At 34.0% G+C, this 18,972-nt stretch carries 19 protein-coding genes; 10 read left to right on the top strand and 9 right to left on the bottom strand.

The features are described 5' to 3' along the window. Positions 1-171: 171 nt before the first annotated feature. From MKS83_RS09375 to MKS83_RS09350, 6 genes are all read left to right on the top strand, one after another. Positions 172-528, top strand: coding sequence for a hypothetical protein (locus MKS83_RS09375; protein WP_240582944.1), 357 nt, complete (start codon positions 172-174; stop codon positions 526-528). Between the two features lie 321 nt (positions 529-849). Continuing rightward, positions 850-3,243 (top strand): TonB-dependent receptor, encoded by a 2,394-nt coding sequence (locus MKS83_RS09370; RefSeq protein WP_240582943.1) that lies wholly within the window; start codon positions 850-852, stop codon positions 3,241-3,243. A gap of 17 nt (positions 3,244-3,260) precedes the next feature. Continuing rightward, the gene (locus MKS83_RS09365) at positions 3,261-3,848 is read left to right on the top strand and encodes a hypothetical protein (protein ID WP_240582942.1); all 588 of its coding nucleotides are present in this window, start codon (positions 3,261-3,263) and stop codon (positions 3,846-3,848) included. 141 nt (positions 3,849-3,989) lie between these two features. Further along, complete coding sequence (locus tag MKS83_RS09360) at positions 3,990-5,324, top strand: trigger factor (protein ID WP_240582941.1); 1,335 nt, start codon at positions 3,990-3,992, stop codon at positions 5,322-5,324. Positions 5,325-5,430: 106 nt separating this feature from the next. Then, positions 5,431-6,114, top strand: coding sequence for a hypothetical protein (locus MKS83_RS09355; protein ID WP_240582940.1), 684 nt, complete (start codon positions 5,431-5,433; stop codon positions 6,112-6,114). Between the two features lie 166 nt (positions 6,115-6,280). Then, on the top strand, positions 6,281-9,136 hold the full coding sequence (locus tag MKS83_RS09350; RefSeq protein ID WP_240582939.1) for a M16 family metallopeptidase: 2,856 nt from the start codon (positions 6,281-6,283) through the stop codon (positions 9,134-9,136). 70 nt (positions 9,137-9,206) lie between these two features. Here MKS83_RS09350 and MKS83_RS09345 read toward each other — a convergent pair whose 3' ends face one another. After that, entirely contained in the window at positions 9,207-9,791 is a 585-nt protein-coding gene (locus MKS83_RS09345; protein ID WP_240582938.1) for a DUF3109 family protein, read from the bottom strand. A 6-nt stretch (positions 9,792-9,797) separates the two neighbouring features. After that, positions 9,798-10,703, bottom strand: coding sequence for a DUF6427 family protein (locus tag MKS83_RS09340; protein ID WP_240582937.1), 906 nt, complete (start codon positions 10,701-10,703; stop codon positions 9,798-9,800). 42 nt (positions 10,704-10,745) lie between these two features. On the opposite strand from MKS83_RS09340, the gene MKS83_RS09335 reads away from it, so the two are divergent. Then, entirely contained in the window at positions 10,746-10,979 is a 234-nt protein-coding gene (locus MKS83_RS09335; RefSeq protein ID WP_100376590.1) for a DUF6341 family protein, read from the top strand. Positions 10,980-11,054: 75 nt separating this feature from the next. Here the strand turns inward: MKS83_RS09335 and MKS83_RS09330 are convergent, their stop codons facing one another. From MKS83_RS09330 to MKS83_RS09305, 6 genes are read right to left on the bottom strand one after another with little or no spacing between them, the layout of a single operon-like run. Then, positions 11,055-11,492, bottom strand: coding sequence for a universal stress protein (locus MKS83_RS09330; protein ID WP_100376589.1), 438 nt, complete (start codon positions 11,490-11,492; stop codon positions 11,055-11,057). A 59-nt stretch (positions 11,493-11,551) separates the two neighbouring features. Beyond that, positions 11,552-12,157 carry a fumarylacetoacetate hydrolase family protein gene (locus MKS83_RS09325; protein ID WP_240582936.1) on the bottom strand — a complete coding sequence of 202 codons (606 nt, stop codon included), beginning with the start codon at positions 12,155-12,157 and terminating at the stop codon, positions 11,552-11,554. Beyond that, entirely contained in the window at positions 12,154-12,570 is a 417-nt protein-coding gene (locus MKS83_RS09320; protein WP_240582935.1) for a thioredoxin family protein, read from the bottom strand. The genes MKS83_RS09325 and MKS83_RS09320 overlap by 4 nt, the downstream gene beginning before the upstream one ends. Before the next feature lie 10 nt (positions 12,571-12,580). Then, complete coding sequence (locus MKS83_RS09315; protein WP_240582934.1) at positions 12,581-13,003, bottom strand: DUF2007 domain-containing protein; 423 nt, start codon at positions 13,001-13,003, stop codon at positions 12,581-12,583. A gap of 2 nt (positions 13,004-13,005) precedes the next feature. Continuing rightward, entirely contained in the window at positions 13,006-13,770 is a 765-nt protein-coding gene (locus tag MKS83_RS09310; protein ID WP_240582933.1) for a 3'-5' exonuclease, read from the bottom strand. Positions 13,771-13,829: 59 nt separating this feature from the next. After that, positions 13,830-14,597 carry a CDP-alcohol phosphatidyltransferase family protein gene (locus tag MKS83_RS09305; protein ID WP_240582932.1) on the bottom strand — a complete coding sequence of 256 codons (768 nt, stop codon included), beginning with the start codon at positions 14,595-14,597 and terminating at the stop codon, positions 13,830-13,832. 48 nt (positions 14,598-14,645) lie between these two features. Between MKS83_RS09305 and MKS83_RS09300 the strand changes: the two genes are divergently transcribed. Next, positions 14,646-15,326 (top strand): hypothetical protein, encoded by a 681-nt coding sequence (locus tag MKS83_RS09300; protein ID WP_240582931.1) that lies wholly within the window; start codon positions 14,646-14,648, stop codon positions 15,324-15,326. A gap of 32 nt (positions 15,327-15,358) precedes the next feature. Here the strand turns inward: MKS83_RS09300 and MKS83_RS09295 are convergent, their stop codons facing one another. After that, complete coding sequence (locus MKS83_RS09295) at positions 15,359-16,969, bottom strand: ArnT family glycosyltransferase (RefSeq protein ID WP_240582930.1); 1,611 nt, start codon at positions 16,967-16,969, stop codon at positions 15,359-15,361. Positions 16,970-17,073: 104 nt separating this feature from the next. Here MKS83_RS09295 and MKS83_RS09290 point away from each other — a divergent pair, with 104 nt between their 5' ends. Next, complete coding sequence (locus MKS83_RS09290; RefSeq protein ID WP_240582929.1) at positions 17,074-18,012, top strand: glycosyltransferase family 2 protein; 939 nt, start codon at positions 17,074-17,076, stop codon at positions 18,010-18,012. Continuing rightward, positions 18,009-18,869, top strand: a complete 861-nt coding sequence (locus MKS83_RS09285; RefSeq protein WP_240582928.1) for a lysylphosphatidylglycerol synthase transmembrane domain-containing protein — start codon at positions 18,009-18,011, stop codon at positions 18,867-18,869. Before MKS83_RS09290 ends, MKS83_RS09285 begins: the two co-directional genes overlap by 4 nt. The last annotated feature ends 103 nt before the right edge of the window (positions 18,870-18,972 follow it).

Raw genomic sequence — 18,972 nt, 5'->3', positions numbered from 1 at the left:
CAAAACATAATAGTGTAGTTAGTATTAGCGGTGTCATCCTGAGCGGAGTCGAAGGATCTTAGACAAATAATAATAGAAATTGTAACAAAATCTTAATCATTTCTACACATATCAAAGTATTTTAATAAAACTTTAATCCAAAAGCTTAAATTATTTTTATAATTTTGACGTATGATTTTTAAAGAAAGCAGAAATCTGAAGAATTTTATTTCCAAATTATTGTTTGGAATCTATTTTCTTGCGCTGTTTTCTCAAAATTTTCACAGTCACAGCTCTGAGGAAGTTTTTAAAAACTTCAGCTTTAAAAAAACAGAAAATACGGTTACAAAAAATATAGCGAAAGAAAAAGCAGCCGACTGTTTGGCCTGTCATTTCTTGGCTACAGGACATACTTTAGTTCCTGAAGAATTCAGTTTTTCTTTTGAAAACTATACCCATGAGGTAAAGCAGATCATTGCTGTTCAGGAGAAAATCTGGTCTCAGACCAAATTTACCTTTCAGCTTCGCGGTCCGCCCGCAATTTCTTAGTTTTTAGATTCTTTTTCGGATTTTTTTGCTTTAAATACTAGTATTTTAATTAAGCTAACCTCGTGCTTTAAATTAAGGTGAATGTAGGAGTTAAGTTTCGTTAAAAAAAATCACCTAGATTTTTAGTATCTCTTAAAAAGCAAAGCTAAACTTAATTTTCTAAAATGCTTAAATAAAATCTTAATGGTTCAAAATTGAGCGTATAGATTTACAATTTTAAGTTAACAAAATCCAATTCAAATTTTAACGAAAATGTATTTTTAAGTTAATCATTTACTCATAATGAGCAACTTAAAATGTACGCAATCAATCTATTTAACAATGAAATTGATATATAGCTTTATGCTGATCCTTTGCGGATTTGTATTTACAAACGCACAGCAGACTTACACGGTGCAAGGAACTGTCCAGGATTTTCATGATAAAACGATGCTGGAAAATGCAGTCGTGAAAATTGGAGACTTTTCTACAAAAACCGATAAAAACGGTAAGTTTTCATTTAATAAAATTCCTGCAGGAAAATATATACTCATTGCTAAACATCCCGATTGTAATGATTATACTGAAAATATAGGAATTACTCAGGATTTGCATTTGACAATCACTCTTGAACATCATATTCAGGATATTGAAACGGTAACCCTTCATGGAAGCCACAAGAATAATGGAAGCATGGTGGTGAAAACGATTGATAAATCGATGATTTCACGAAATGTTACCGAAAATCTTGGAAATCTATTGACGAATATTTCGGGAGTAAATGTTCTTAAAACAGGAAATAATATTGCAAAACCGATTATTCACGGGCTTTACGGAAGCAGGGTTTCCATCCTTAATGATGGAGTGAAACTTGCCGAACAGGAGTGGGGAGTAGAGCATGCTCCGAATGTAGATGTCAATAATTTTGAACATATTGATGTCGTAAAAGGAGCGTCCGCCTTGAAGTATGGGAGTGGCGCTGTAGGTGGAGTTGTTGTATTGCAGCCACAGATTTTGCCTAAAAAAGATACCATTATGGGAAATGTGGCTCTTTCAGGAATTTCTAACGGAAGAGGCGCTGATCTTAATGTAAAATTGGCTAAAACATGGGAAAACGGTTGGGCAATAAAAACCAATGGAAGTTATAAGAAACTTGGAGATCTTCAGGCTCCTGATTACGGTTTGATGAATACCGGACTTGAAAGTTCAGGATTCAATTTTGGCGTTCAGAAAATGACTTTTAATAAAGGCTTTTCTTTTGATTACTATCTTACGAAAAGCTCGATTGGGATTCTTAGGAGTTCTCACGTCGGAAATTCTGAGGACCTGCGTTTGGCTCTTACATCACCTGAACCGATCTATCAAAGGGATTTTAGCTACGACATTGATAATCCGAGACAGGATATTGAACATCATATTGCCAAGGTTTCTGCTTACAAAAGGTTTGAAAATTTTGGAAAGATTACGGCTACCTACAGCTTCCAGTACAATCATAGAAAAGAATATGATATAAGACGTACGGAAGAGTTGAGTAAAAAACCAGCCTTAGATCTTGAATTGATAACTAATGATTTAAATATTAATCATTTGATAGAAAGAGGGAAATGGAATCTTGAAACCGGAATTAATGCAGGATATCAGAATAATTATTCTAATACTCAGACTGAAGCAAGACGCCTTGTTCCCAACTATGACAGATACTATGCGGGAATTTATTCTGTATTTAAATATAAAATAGCTCCTACATTAGATCTTGAATTGGGAGGAAGATACGATTTTGATCATTATGAAGTCACAAAATGGTATGATTTGAGCGACTGGAACAAGCTTTATGCTGCAGATTATTCAGATTTTGAAGTAAGAGTAAATAAAAACAGAATTCTTACAAAACCTTCATTAAGCTATAATAATGTTTCGGTAAATGCAGGGATTGTTTACCATCCTTCTGAATATTTTGACCTGAAATTTAATTACGCAAGAGTTTCAAGATCTCCCAATGTAGCAGAGCTTTTTGCGGATGGGCTTCACCATTCTGCGGCAATTATTGAAAGAGGAGATATGAGAATGAAAAGTGAAACGGGAAATCAGTTTAATTTGGTTGCTGATGTGAAAGCAAATGTTTTAAAAGGGCTGAATGTTTCTGTAAATCCGTATTTCTTTTATACTCAAAACTTCATTAATGAAATTCCTACGGGATACCAGAATACACAATGGGGAGGAGCTTTTGTAGTCTACAACTATCAGCAGATCGATGCTAAAATGTATGGGATAGACCTTGATGTGCAGCTTAAGATCACAGATCACCTGAACTATAAAGGAAGTGGTTCTTATGTATACGGTCAGGATCTTACGAATGATGTTCCTCTTATCCTGATGATGCCTCCGAATTTTAACAATTCATTGGAGTTCAATAAAAAAGAATGGAAAAACTTTTATTTTAATGTAAGTAACAATACTTATTTAAAACAAACGAGATTTCCTGTTTATAATGTTCCGATCAGACTCTTCGATTCTGATGGAAACGCTTACAATGAAGAAGTAGATATTTCTACGCCACCAAGTGGATATTCGCTTTGGAACCTTCAGACAGGGGTGAATCTGTCTAAAAATTTCGGAGTTGATTTTTCAGTTCGAAATGTATTTAATAAGTCTTACAGAGATTATCTGAACAGGCTTCGTTTCTTTTCCAGCGAAATGGGAAGAAACTTTATTTTAACTCTTAAATATCAATTTTAATTACTTAAAATCAAAAAATGAAAAACATTTTTAAAAATACTACGCTTATTTTAGGACTTTTATTCTTAGCTGTTTCGCTGAGCTTAACATCATGTAACAGGAGTGATGACGAAGCTGATGATCTTCCTCAGGAAGAACTTTCAGACGTTCTTTTAAGAGTGACGGATGAAGCTACCGGAGTTCCGGTGGTATATGACTATCAGGTAAATAGTACAACGAATCCGAATGTTAAACTTATCGACGGCCACACCTATGATGTACAGGTTATTTTCAAAAATGGAGACGAAGATGCAACAGAAGAGATAAAAGATGCGGTAGATGAACATTTCTTAGTGTACAATTTCCCTAATTCTGATATCACGCTTACCCGTACTGATGATCCTGAATTTGTAAGAGCAGATGGTAATCATGTAGGAATAAAAACAAAATGGGTCGTGAATAAAGCAGTTAAAAATACTTCTGCAGCTGCTCAGCTGGTTCTTACCTTATACCACGAGCCGGTAACAGTATCTGAAGCGTCTTCAGTTAGCGGAAACGGTGTTGTTTATGGAACCCATACAGGAGGAGAGACAGACGCACAGGCAAACTATAATATTATCAATTAATATATCCTTTAATCTTGTTAAGAAACCACTGAATTTTTTCGGTGGTTTTTTATTTAACACTATTTGGCTTTTTAAGTTGATTTTAAATGAGTGATTTTCATAAAATTTTCATATTTTTGCAACCTAAAATTTTAATCAATAATGAAGGTTACTGCAAAAAACCATGATGATGTAAGTGCATTGCTTACAGTGACATTGGAAAAATCTGACTATAAGGAAAAAGTTGAGAAACAATTGATTAATTATGCTAAAAATGCACAAGTTCCTGGATTCAGAAAAGGAAAAGTGCCTTTGAGTATGGTTAGAAAACAATATGAAGCAGGAATTGCTTTTGAAGAAATCAACAAGCAGGTTTCTGATGCTTTGAACGGGTATGTAAATGAAAACAAACTAAGATTAGTTGGTCAGCCTGTTCCTCAGCCAGTAAACGAATTCGATTACAATGCTGATCAGTTAGAAGTTGCTTTTGAAGTAGGATACGAACCGGAATTCACTATCGACTTATCTAAATATGAAGCTCCTCACTATAAAGTAGAGGCTTCTGAAAAAGAAATCAACAAGAGTATTGAGAACATGCAGAAGCGTTTTGCTGAGCAGGCTCCTCAAGACAAAATCAATAAAGATTCTTACATTGCTTTAGAAATTTCTCAGGTTGTTGAGGAAGATGCTGAAGGAGAGCACCACCACCATCCAAAGAACGTTACCATTACTGCTGAAAACAAAGAAGCTTTCAAATTGGTAAAGTCTTTGAAAATGGACGGATCTGTAAAAGTTTCTAAAGAAACTCTTGCTGAAAATGAAGAATTGGCTAAAGAATTAGGATTTTCTAAAGAAGAAGTTGAGCATTTACACCACGCTGAGGTTGAAGTAAAAGTAAAAGATTTCTATGCACTTAATCTAGCTGAACTTAACCAGGATCTTTTCGATAAAGTATATGGTGAAGGAAACATCAAGTCTGAAGAAGAATTGAAAGAAAAAGTAAAATCTGAATTGGATGAATATTTCCAGCAAAATGCTGATGTTCACTTTGTGAATAAAGTATTGGAGCAGGTTTCTGAAAAAGAAGAAGTAAAGCTTCCTGAAACGTTCTTGGTAAAATGGTTGCAATTCTCTAATCAGAATATTCAGTCTGAAGAGCAGGCTAAAGAAATCCTTGAAGCTGAGAAAAACCAGTTGAAATATCAGATCATCGAAGGAAAATTGATGACAGATAACGAAATTCAGTTAGACTATGCTGACGTTTTAGGACAAGCTGAGCAATTGGTAAGAAACCAATTAGCTATCTACGGAATTCACCACTTAGGTGATGAGGAAATCCAGAAATATGCTGTTGAGATGTTGAAAGATCAGGAGCAGGTGAGACAAATTTCTTCTGAAGTAGCAATGGCTAAATTGAAGGATGTAATCCTTGAAAAAGCAACTAAGAAAGAAACTGCTATTTCTCACGATGAGTTTTTAGAAGAACTTAAGAAATAATTTTCTAAATCTTAAATAAAATTAAAAGCCACCAAAATATTGGTGGCTTTTGTATTGGTATCTTTCCAATATTATTATCTTTACACTTTAAAAAATAATATAATATATGAAAAAGATTATAATTCCATTTTTCTGTGCAGTGCTTGTTTCTACTTCAGTAGCTGCTCAGCAAAAATCAGCTCCTGTAAAGGCGGCTGCGGCACAATCTGCATTGAGCTCTCAACAAGTAATTGACAACTACCTTAAAGCTTTAGGAGGGAAAGCAAAATTAGAAGCTGTAAAAAGCTCGATTACTGACAATACTCTTTCTGTACAAGGAATGGAGGTTGCAATGACCACTAAAAAGATGGGAAACAAATTCAGATCTGAGCAATCTGTGATGGGGCAAAAAATGGTTCAGGTTTTTGACGGAGAAAAAGGATACATGGACCAGATGGGGCAGAAAATGGATATTCCTGCTGATAAAATTGCCGAACTTAAAAAGAGCAAGGTGATTGATGCATTAGGATATGACGCTTCTACCTTTAAGACTGTAACTACAGAGAAAATTGACGGAAAAGATTATAACGTATTGAGTTCAGACAAAGGTAAGTTTTACTTCGATGCGGCTACAGGTTTATTGTATAAGTCTGAAACCAAAGAAGGAAATGCATTCGTAAAAAGCTATATGACGGTTGACGGAATTCAATTCCCTGCTGATATTGAAGCAGAAGGAGGAGGACAGAAAGTTGCTATTAAGACAACGAAAGTTGTCCTTAATTCAGGAGTTACTGACGCAGATTTTAAATAAGAATAGTTGCACTTAACATAATAAAACCGGGCATTTGTCCGGTTTTTTTGTGGGCTTAAAAATTAACTCTATTTAACTCAACTTTAACTTTAAATAAGAATAAAACATTTCCTAGCGTTGTGAATAATTGATATTTTTACCCCGAAAAAAATTAATAATTAATACAATGAAGAAAATGTTATTTTCATTTGCAGTGATCTTCTTCGCATCTGCAAATGGTTTTGCTCAGAATATTCCAGCAGATCCTTCTGTGAGAATCGGGACTCTTTCCAATGGAATGAAGTATTACATTAAGAAAAATAATTTACCGGAAAAGAAAGTAGATTTCAGATTGGCGATCAATGCAGGATCTATTCTGGAAGACGAAAACCAAAGAGGTCTTGCGCACTTTATGGAGCACATGAACTTTAACGGAACTAAAAATTTTCCGGATAATAAACTGGTTGATTTTTTACAGTCAATAGGGGTAAAGTTCGGGCAACACCTTAATGCTTATACGAGTTTTGATGAAACAGTGTATATGCTCCCTGTACCTTTAGATAAGCCGGGTAATCTTGATTCTGGTCTTAAAGTGATGGAAGACTGGGCTTTCAATGCGACACTTTCTGATGAACAAATTAACAAAGAAAGAGGCGTGGTACTGGAAGAATTAAGACTAGGTTTGGGTGCGGATAAAAGAATGTCTGATAAATACCTGCCTAAACTGCTATACAATTCTCAATATGCCAACAGACTTCCGATAGGAAAAAAAGAGGTGTTGGAAAACTTTAAGCCAGATGTGATCAGGAAATTTCATCAGGATTGGTACAGACCTGATCTAATGGCAATTGTAGTGGTAGGAGACATCAATGTAGATGAAGTTGAAAAAAAGATAAAAGACAACTTTAGCAAATATAAAAATCCTGCTAAACCAAAAGAAAGAAAGATTTTTGATCTGCCTAATCACAAAGAAACATTAGTGGCTATAGAAACGGATCCGGATGCTACAAGCTCCAGAGTTCAGTTCATTATGAAAGATTCGGAAGCGTATACGCCTGATGTAACGATTGAACAATACAATCAGAGCCTGATTAAGAATCTGGCGACTACAATGTTGAATAACAGGCTGAGAGAACTGATCAATTCAAATAATCCTCCTTTCACTTACGGTTCGGTTTATCATGGAGGAACTTATGCAAGAACAAAAGAAGCTTTTCAGGGGTTTGCTATGACGAAAGAGGGAGATCAGTTGAATGCGCTTACTGTACTTTTAACAGAAGTGGAAAGAGCAAAGAAATTCGGATTTACCCAATCTGAGCTTGACAGGGCAAAATCTCAGGTTTTATCCAATGTTGAAAATTCTTATAATAACAGGGATAAGACAGAAAGTTATATGCTTGTAGATGAGTATGTAAGAAACTTTTTGGAGCAGGAACCTATGCCGGGAATTACCTGGGAATATGAAGATACAAAAGCGTTTTTACCAAGTGTTACATTAGCACAAACCAACGATATCATCAAGAAATTTGTGAAAGATGACAGCAGGGTTATTGTAATCACAGGTCCTAAAAAGGATAATGTTAAAATGCCTACCGAAGCAATGGTTCTTAATGCTTTTGAATCTGTAAAAATGGCAGATATTAAGCCTTATGAAGAAAAAGCAACGATTAAAAACCTGGTAAAACCATTTAAATCAGAAGGTAAGATCGCGAAAACTGAAACAGATGAAAAGTTGGGAACAACAACCTGGACGTTGAGCAACGGAGTAAAAGTTACCTTTAAAAAAACAGATTTCAAAGATGATGAAATCGTATTTTCAGCAAGAAGTTTGGGAGGAAACTCTTTAATTCCTGATGCGGATTTTAATAAGACACAGTTTGCTTATCAGGCTTTGACTGAAGCCGGCGTTAGCGGTGCCTCTAAAGCAGATCTTACGAATTATCTTGCTGGAAAGCAGGTGAGTGTTACTCCATATATCAGCAGTACATTGGAAGGTATATACGGTAGAACAAACCAAAAAGATTTAAGCACGGCACTAGAACTTACTTACGCATATTTTACAGGTCTAAACTACAGCCCTGAAGCCTTTAATGCTTATAAGATGAAACAGTCTGCAATGCTGAATAATCTTTTATCAAATCCGCAGACTTATTTTGCTAGTGAACATGCTAAGTTTACAAACCAGAAAAATCCAAGATTCATAGGAATTCTTCCGCTGGAAAAAGATTGGGCGGCTACAGATTACAAAAAAGCGTATGATATTTACAAAGAGAAATTTGCTAATGCAGGAAACTTCCATTTCTATTTCGTAGGGAATATTGATGAAGCTAAATTTAAAAATGAAGTTTTACAATATATAGCAAGCTTACCAACCACAGGAAAAACTACCAATTTTAAGGATACAGGATACAGATCTATTAGCGGAGATCATACCAGAGTCTACAAAAAAGGTAAAGATCCGAAAAGTATGGTGCAGATTGTGTATTCAGGAGAAACGCCTTACAATGAGAAGGAAGCTTTGGCACTTTCAGCTTTAGGGGAAGTAGCTACAATTAAAGTAATCGAAAAACTGAGAGAAGACGAGAGTGGTATCTACGGTGGTGGAGCAAGAGGAGGAATGTATAAAGTTCCTTACGGTAATTACAGCTTCAGTGTAAGTTTCCCTTGTGGGCCGGAAAATGCTGATAAACTGACGAAAAGTGCGATTGCAGAGCTTCAGAAACTTATTGAAAAAGGCCCTGAACAAAAAGACCTGGATAAATATAAAGAAGGGGAGTTGAATGACTATAAAACGGACTTAAAAGACAACAATTACTGGGTGAATGCTTTATCTAAAAATCAGCTGGATGGAAGTGATAAATATGACATCCTTAACTATCAGGAGAAAGTAAAGGCACTTACCGTAAAAGATCTGCAGGATGTTGCTAAAAAATATCTAACGAAAAACAGAGTAATTGCTACATTAATGCCGGAAGACGGATGGGAAAACACTAAAAAAGAAGACGGAAAACCTGCAGCTATTAAAGCAAGTGTTGCCAACTAAACAATAGATTTACATTCAATTAAAAAACCGCAGAAATTTTCTGCGGTTTTATTTTAGTTCTCAAAATCAATTAAGAACCATACTCATTTTTCCACTCTTCTGCAACTTCACTTAAAGTCGTGTAAAAATCTTCACCGTACTTTCTTGTAAGCGGAGTTTTTAAAAATTTATAAACAGGAACCTGCAATTCTTTTCCTAAAGTGCAGGCATCACTACATACATTCCATTCATGGTAATTTAAAGCTGAAAAAGTAGAATATTCTGTAATCCTGATCGGGTATAGGTGGCAAGAAATAGGTTTTTGCCAATCTATGGCACCGTCTTCATAGGCCTTTTCAATCCCACATTTGGTAATTCCTTTTTCGTCAAAAGTAACATAAGCACATTCACGGTCTTCAACCATTGGGGTTACATACATCCCGTCCGACGGATCTGTGGTCCAGGTCCCTTGTTCTTCAAGTGCCTTTATTCCTTCCTGTGTTAAGTAAGGTTTTATTTTATCAAAAATACTGTCTAATATTTCAAGCTCATCTTTATCTAGCGGAGCACCTACATCTCCTTCCACACAACATGCCCCCTTACATTTGGTAAGGTTACATACAAACTCTTCGGAAAATATATCCTCTGAAATTAATTTATCGTCTATCTGAATCATAATCTTTTAAAATATATCAAAATATGTTTCTGCTTTAAACATAATCAGGCTTATGATGATAAGCCACAAACTCGCTTCCCGCATCCAGTATTTCGGGAGGAAACGTAGCATTCTACTTAAAATAATACTGCAGGGAAATGCCAATAATAATAAGTACTCATAGTTTTTATTCATATACAGAATAATAGTCACCAGCTGCGCTAATGAAAAAACCAGTAAGAACGTATATTTATATCTGCTTATCGGACTTTTTTTATTGTAATTGCTGAAATGGTCATATATAGCATAAATAAGAAGCAACGCAATAGGAATTAAAGGAAAAATATCGTGATAATCTGTAATGATCTTCATTTTTCCAAAAGGGAAATAATCAGGGTTCCAGGTAGTGAAATCCAAGAAGTACATCGTAGAAAAATAACTGATTGCAATAAGAAGGATTCCCAGTAAAAATCTGATAATATTCAAGCCCACTCGTTCTGAAGTTGCAATAACGTGTATCATAACGAAAATAGCCATGGGCCATGTGGTAGGAAGAAATATAAAATTAAGGGCTACAATGGAACCTACCAGTACATAAGATTTTTTTCTTAAATCTTCATTCGTACTTGTAAGAAGAAGCAAAAGAAATGAATTCGTGAGCAGTGCTACGGCAATACCTATGTCCAGCCCGCCCGGATATAATCCGAAAATAAAAAATGTATATAAAAATAAAGGGAGGTGGGTTTGATAATTAAGTGCAATAGAGTGAAAACAAAAATAAGCCAACGCAATTCCCAGGAAGGTAATCCCGGCAATAATAGCTTCGTAAGTATTGAAATTCAGTATGTTAAATATGATTACTATAAAAAGAAGAAAAACAATATAGACCGGAATCGAAAAAATATTGCTTTCTTTTGAAAGTAATTTAAACATTTTTTATAAATTTGTGCAAAGTTAATTTAAAAAAGGAAAATAATGACGTCTTTCTTTCTATTCTTAAGTAAAGTTTTCAAATGGTCTTTCGGTTTTTATGATGCGTTTGGGAATGTTTTGAACTGGGTACTATTTATCGTTTGCTGTGTTTTGTTTACTTACTGGTGCTATGTTTTAGTAGCAAAATTAGGTGGAGATAAAGACAAAGAATATTTTTCTCCTACAGAAGGAAAACATCCTTATTACGATCCAAAAATCTACAAAAAAGAAGGTTAATTAATTGGTTATATAGTAAAAAACCGATCAAATATATTATTTGATCGGTTTTTTTTTTATTAACGATTAAAATAATTACTCATGAATAGGCAAAACTAGGACAGGAATAGGGGAACTCTTGGTAAGTCCTTTAGTTAAGCTTCCCACAAAAACGTCATATATTCCGCTTCTTCCATGTGATCCCATCACAATAAAATCGGCTTTTTTGGTTTTTGCATACTCCAGAATGATATCTTTTGCAATCCCTTGTTTCAACAGGTGCTCGCAATCTATATCATGAGCAAGAACTCTTTGCTGAAGTTTGTTGAGCTGTACCAATTCTTCTCTGATTTCGTTCTCTTCAACCTCAGGAAAATATTGATATCCCATATCGCCAATAGCAAAACCTATATCAGTAGGAGCAACATGTATCAGATTTATTTTTCCATTGACCTGTTTTGCAAACTTTACGGCTCCATCTATCAGCTGATCTGTTTTTTCCCCAAAATCTACGGGTAATACTATATTTATCATATTTTCATATTTTGTCTCTTAAAGGTATGAAAAAAATAGATAAATGAAAAATTTAAAAATTACAATATTCTTAAATCTAAAACTTTATCCTCTTCCAGGTAAGCTTCAAGAATATCGTTTTCGTTAACCTTGCCGACTCCTTTCGGAGTTCCGGTAAAAATAAGATCTCCCACTCTCAAAGTAAAGTACTGTGAAACGAACGTGATGATATCATCAATACTGAACATCATATCCTGTGTATTTCCGTCCTGTACTTTTTCCTTATTTTTTAATAGTGAAAAATTCAGCGATTCAAGATTGAACTTTTCTTTTTTGAAGAAACTGCTTATTACGGCAGAGCCATCAAAGCCTTTTGCCAGTTCCCAGGGTAAACCTTTCGATTTAAGATCACTCTGGAGATCTCTTGCTGTAAAATCTATTCCCAAACCGATTTCCTCATAATGCTTATAGGCAGATTCTTTCTGGATGTATTTTCCTCCTTTCGAAATTTTAACCACTACTTCCAACTCATAATGAATATCGTCTGAGAATTCAGGAATGTAAAAATCGTTTCCCTTTAAAACGGCTGTATCCGGCTTCATAAAAATTACCGGCCTGTCAGGAATTTCGTTTCCTAGTTCTTTTGCGTGTTCGCTGTAATTTCTTCCTATGCAGATTATTTTCATTTAGATAATTTTTTAATAAAATTGTTTAGGCTGTAATATCCTTTTAATCTTATTTTTTCTTTTCCATTGGAATCGGTAAGAATATAAGTAGGGTAAAAGCTAACATTATGTATTTTTTTATAGCGCTCAAAAGTTTGATAATTTTCAGAATCAACTTTTATTGGCATTTGTAGATCTAAAACAAAAAGAACAAATTTATCTTTTGCAAACTCTTCGAATTTAGGATCACTAATCACTTCTTTTTCCATTCTGATGCATGGTTTGCACCAGCTGGAACCTGTAAATTCTATAAGAATATCTTTATTTTCTGAAAGGGCAATTTTCTGTGCTTCATCCCATGTATCAGCTTTTGTTATCTGGCTGAAAACTGAAATGGATATGAAAAAAAGTATCGTGAGCAATAGTTTTCTCATATGTCCTATTTTAATGGGTAAACTCATTCCCGCAATAATAACAGTGATATAAATTGGCAGGGACCTTTACGGGGATACCTATGAACAAGAGACTTAGGCCAAAAACACCGCCTGGCTTTTCATCCCTGTAAATATGATTGGAGCCACATTTCGGGCAAACAAAATCAAATTCAGGATTCTCAATGGTATGTTCCACTTCTAAAGAAAATTCTTGATTTTCATTGTAATCCCGTAAGGTTTGTTCTGCTTTTTCCAGATCTTTTTCAAAAACCTGCAGCTGGATTCCGCCAACAGCCTGAGAAAGCAGCCAATCCGATTGGATTAGGAGTTCGTTTGCTATAAAGCTGTTAATACCATTTTCTGCTAAAATCTGCTTATCTCTGTTAGCTTGAAGAGCAGTTTCATAGAACTTAAACTTAACTAAATCACTCATTGTTAAAATTTACCGGACAGTTGGATTTTTGTAAAAACCTTCTTTGTATAAAGTGGGAAATCCGCATTCTGAAGCCATCCGAAATAGCCAAGGTCTTTCTGAAAAACAGCTTTCACACCCTGACCTTTATATTTTCCGAAATTGAAAACTTCTTCCATCTTTTCGTTAAACCCGATAAAACCTGCTAAATCTGCATTTTTATTATAAAAAGTATATTCGCTTAATGCTGCAATTTCATTCGGAATGTCATCATATTTGCCAACCTGTGCGTCCAGAACATCAAAAGTAGCCATTACATCAGCTTCTGCGGAATGCGCATTTTCAAGGGTTTTACCACAATAAAACTGATAGGCTGCCCCAAGATTTCTAGGCTCTTTTTTATGAAAAATAGTTTGTGCGTCAACTAATTTAAATTTAGTTAAATCAAAATCGATTCCGGCACGTAAAAGTTCTTCAGCTAAAACAGGAACATCAAATCTGTTGGAGTTAAAACCTCCCAAATCCGTTCCGGAGATCATTTCCATTACTTTTGGAGCGATGGTTTTAAAAATAGGAGCATCTTTTACATCTTCATCATAAATTCCATGAATCTGACTTGTTTCTAAAGGAATCGGCATTTCAGGATTCACACGCCATGTTTTGCTCTCTCTGGATGCATCAGGATTCACCTTTAAAATGCAGATTTCAACAATTCTGTCTTTCCCTATATTAGTTCCGGTAGTTTCTAAATCAAAGATGCAAAGAGGTTTATGGAGTTTTAAATTCATATTTTTATTTGAATAGGTTAATTTGATAATAAAATATACTGATTTTCAGTTTTCTATGTTTAATTAAGCTGTTTTTGGAAAATCAGAGATACTAAGATATAATAAATGATAAGTAATGGAATCCCGACAGTTTTAAATACAATCAAAATAATAATTCCGCCAATAAGCAAAACCAGTTTCGGGTAGTTATCCTGTAGCTTCATGGATTTGAATTTCATGGCAATCATTTTTATGGGGCTGATTAAAAGCCAGGATGAAAGGATGGTCAACAATAACCAAATTTCCAGCCCAAAATTAAAACTAATATTCAATCCTCCAAATTGATTTTGGACAGGATAAGCAAGATCACTTTGTGGTAGGTAACCAATGCCTGTCTGTAGCACAAAATAAATTCCGAAAATCAAAATAGTATTGGATGGAGTATTTAATCCTTTGAAATAATATTTTTGTTCTTCATCAAGATTAAAAATCGCTAATCTTAAGCAAGAAAAAAGTGTAATGAGAAAACCGAAGTATTTTATGTCAAAAGGTAATTCAATTCCAAAAAAATCATTTCTAAAAGGCTCTAGGATTTTGAACATTGCTAGTCCTGGCAAAAATCCAAAGCTTACCATATCCGCAAGAGAATCGAGCTGAATACCAAGATTGGAGTTGGATTTCAAAGCCCTTGCCACAAAACCATCAAAAAAATCGAGAACGAGTGAAATGATAATGCAAAGTGCAGTTATCAGATAATCACCGGTAACCAAATGAATAATTCCTATACATCCGGAAAATAGATTTCCTAATGTAATCGCATTTGCCAGATTATTTTTAATAAAATTCATAGCCACAAAAGTAATAAATTAAACTTCAGGATTACTTATATTTGCTTCATGAAAAATTTAAGTCTTTTAGAGAAAATTATTTCTCTTATTCTTTTAATTACTGTTATTTATGCAATTTATGTGTACTTTACAGATTCGGCATATTTTGAATATCTGGTTCAGGAAGATGGATTTTATGAAAATCTTACGTCGGCATTTTTATTTTTTACAAGCTTTGCATTACTGATAAAGTTCTTTAAATATCAGAAATATTATGGCGCTTTATGGAAAGTAGGCGTGCTTTTAATGGCTTTGGGATTGTTTTTCGGTGGTGGTGAAGAAATTTCCTGGGGACAAAGGATTTTCCATATACAATCCTCTGAATTCTTTAAGGAAAATAATGCACAGGAAGAAACAAACCTTCACAATATGGTAGTAGGAGATGTGAAATTGAATAAACTGATCTTTTCCAATTTAATGTCCATCTGCTTCGGAATTTATTTTTTGGTTCTTCCGATTTTATGGAACAGATCTCCAAAAATTAAAATATTACTGGATAAATTTGGAATTTCAGTGGCAAGACCTGTTCACATCGTTATATTTATTATTGCTACGGCATTAATATTACTGCCAATTAATCACTCAAGAAAATGGGAGATTTGGGAATATGCATTTGCACTCATTATGTTCCTGATTGTTTATAATCCTCTGAATGTAAAAGAAATTTTTTCTAAAGAAACTAACAGGTAATAAATAAAGCGCCGATGAAATCGGCGCTTTATTTATTTAATAATTTTATAAACATAGTGAATTTTCCGGTCTGTATAGTTTTTTGACGGAAGAGCTTCTTCATTATCATCAAAAGTATCTACATAAGTAACCTTCCAGCCTAATTCTTCAAGATTTTTTATAAATTCGGGTTGATTCGTGTTCATCGCAACATAGAATTCTTTTTCCTTGGGAAATGTTTTAGGGTCTTCGGTTTTTATTTCGGGTAGAATTTCCTGATATCTGAACCAGACTTCGGGAGAATACTCCGAATAAGAATATAATTTTACATTTTCATGTTGCAGTTTCCCTTTAATATTGGTTAAGCTTTTAAAATTCTTATTATTACTTAGCATTTTATCTAAAACAGGTATCCCGAAAATACCGGTTGCAGTCATTAATAGAATGACGGAGTAAAAAGCACTTTCAAAGTTTCTCTTTATATAGATGAAATAAAACAATCCGGCGGCTGCAATCAAAGCCGAAACTGAAAATAAAACAGTATAAAAGCTGATTTCCAAAGGCAGAAAATAAACACCAATACCAATCATTAAAGCTACAGTTCCCAGAATGGTAAAGATGACTTTATTTAAATTAAGCTCCCATCTTTTTAAGTTAAAGTTCTGGAATAAGAAATAAAGATAATAGCCTGTAGTAGCTGCCAAAGGAACCATCATCGGGAAAAGGTAACGCTCTTTTTTCGAAGGAATTAATGAAAGTAAAATTAAAGAAAATAATGTCCAGTAAAAGAAAAGCATATAGATTTTAGGCTGTTCGGTTCTTTTTTTGATCATTGGGAAAATAAGTCCGATGACACTGTATAAAATCCAGACTCCGGTCTGAACAGGGAAACTTAAATATCTAGTAAAAGGTTTTACGTCACGATTTCCTCTTGCAGTAGCTTCCTTTTCCATGATAGTAATAAATGTATCAGGATCAGCAAGATATATATATATGTACCATGAAAAACCAATTAGAACTGTAACAACGGCACACAAAACAATTCCCCGAATTTCTTTCCATTTTGGCCATCCGAAAACAATAATATATCCGATATAAAGAGGAATTAATAATACATATGGTCCTGTGGGTCCTTTACTTAAAACAGACAGACCAAATAAAACTCCGGCAAAAAGATAATTGGGAATAGTTTTAACATCTTTTAGAGCCAAAATAAAATAATAGATACCAATCACCATGAAACTATAACTGTAAATATCCCAATTTGCCCTTCTTCCTACATAGATTACCAAAAAATTAGTAATTAAAACCATCGAAGAAATAAATGCAAGACGTGCATTATTTGAAAGGAAATTGACTATTCTATAAAAAAATATAACCAAAAGAAAGCTTGATAAAGCGGCAGGAAATCTTAATGCCCCGATGTTTCCGAAACTGAAAATTTCTCCCATCCATGCACTCAGCCACGTAGGTAAAGGGGGTTTCTCATATCGGGGAAGTCCGTTCATGGTAGTGAAAATCCAGTGTCCTTCATCTGCCATTTCCCTTGCGGAAACAAAATTTCTGGCCTCCATAATATCGACATACAATTTCCCCAAATGGGCAAAAAGTAGTACAGCACCTACAATAAGAAGCAAATAGTAAGAATATTTTTGGCTCTTCATAATTCGGATATTTTTTGCAAAGATATTTAAAACCAACATGGATAACATTAAATATCTTACAGGTAATGTGAAATTTCGATTATCTTTGCAAATATTTTTAAACTATGAATCCTGACAAGTTTTATTCAGTTGTAGTTCCGCTTTATAATGAAGAAGAAAATGCACCTTTGCTTATTTCTGCTATTGAAAGTGTTCTGAAAAATTATCGTTATGAGCTTATTTTGGTTGATGATTTTTCTACGGATAAAACAGTAAAAGTCATTAAAGATATTGCAGTTCCTCATGTAGTTTTGATAGAACTGAAAAAAAATTATGGTCAAAGTTCGGCTTTAATGGCGGGAATAGATTATGCTACAGGAGATTATATTATTACGATGGATGGTGATATGCAGAATGATCCTTCCGATATTCCGATGATGGTAAATAAAATGGATGAAGGAGAATATGATCTGGTAATCGGGAAACGTCAGAAAAGACAAGATAATCTTCTAAGAACTTTTCCTTCCAAAGTAGCTAATTTTATTATCAGGAGAACTACTAAATTAAATGTAAAAGATCATGGTTGTGCTTTAAAAGTTTTCACTAACGATACTGCTAAAAATCTTGATCTGTATGGTGAATCTCATAGATTTATTACCCTTCATGCTCATATTAACGGAGCAAGAATTGCCGAAGTTCCCGTAAAACACCATGCAAGACAATTCGGAGTTTCTAAATACGGAATCGGAAGAACCACTAAAGTTATCAATGACCTTATCCTATTGCTTTTCAACCAGAAATATCTTCAAAAACCGATCTATTTATTTGGAAATATAGGAATCGCAACCTTTGCATTAGGAATGCTGATTAATATTTATCTTCTTGTTACAAAGCTTTTAGGGCATTCAATTGGAGGAAGACCATTACTTATTTTGGGGATTCTTTTGGTTTTTGTAGGAATTCAGTTATTTACAACGGGGATTATTATAGATCTGTTGATGAAAACGTATTACGAATCACAGAAAAAACGTCCGTTCAATATCCGTAAAGTATCTGTTTTTTGAAAAAGTTCAGGAAAATTCTCATCACCTCTCTGAAAATAGGCATTAGTCTATTATTACTGTATTTTGTTTTCAGGAAAGTACCATTCAAAGATGTTTGGGAGCTGATCAAAACCAGCAAGTATTATTTTTTACTGATTGCTTTAATGACATTCGTGGTGTCACAGGTTATTTCTTCTCAAAGATTATTATTGTATTTTCATGCGAATCAGTTTTTTATTCATAAAATAGACAATCTTAAACTTTATCTGATAGGAATGTTTTACAATTTCTTCATTCCGGGTGGAATAGGAGGAGATGCCTATAAAGTTTATCTGCTTAATAAAAGATTTGAATGGAGTACTAAAAAATTGACAAAAGCCGTATTTTGCGATAGACTTTCAGGACTTTTGGCGATTATTATTCTGATTGAAGCCCTATCATTTCCCTTGCTTCCGGGATTTTATAAACTATTCATTATTCCTGCGATTATTATTACGATAATTACAGCAAATATATTTTTTGTAAAATTCTTTCCGGAATTTAAAAGAGTCTTTTATAAAACATTGGTATATTCTTTAGGAGTTCAGGTTACCCAACTCTTATCTATTTATTTTATTTTGAAATCATTTACTTATATAGAAGATATCTGGATTTACTTTATCGTATTCCTGATAAGTGCGGTATTGAGTGTAATTTCTTTTTCAGGTATCGGAGTAAGAGAGTGGTTGTTTATGAAAGCAGCACAGTATTTTACATTTGATGCAGATGTATCAGTATCTACTGCCATGTTGTTTTCCTTTATTACTGCTATTGTAGCTTTATTGGGGATCGCTTTCCAATTAAGTCGATTTACGGTTCGTCTTCATGAAGATGTTTAATTTATGTTTAATTCTGAAATTTGGTATATCTATTGTTATATATGCCTAGGATAATAAAATTTTTTGTTTGTTTAAAATTAATTTATATTTTTAGCAAAGGATA

The sequence above is a fragment of the Chryseobacterium sp. Y16C genome (assembly GCF_022488405.1).
Taxonomy (GTDB): Bacteria; Bacteroidota; Bacteroidia; order Flavobacteriales; family Weeksellaceae; genus Chryseobacterium; species Chryseobacterium geocarposphaerae.
The sequence above is the reverse complement of the archived record's forward strand: the minus strand, read 5'-3'. Positions and strand labels throughout refer to the sequence as shown.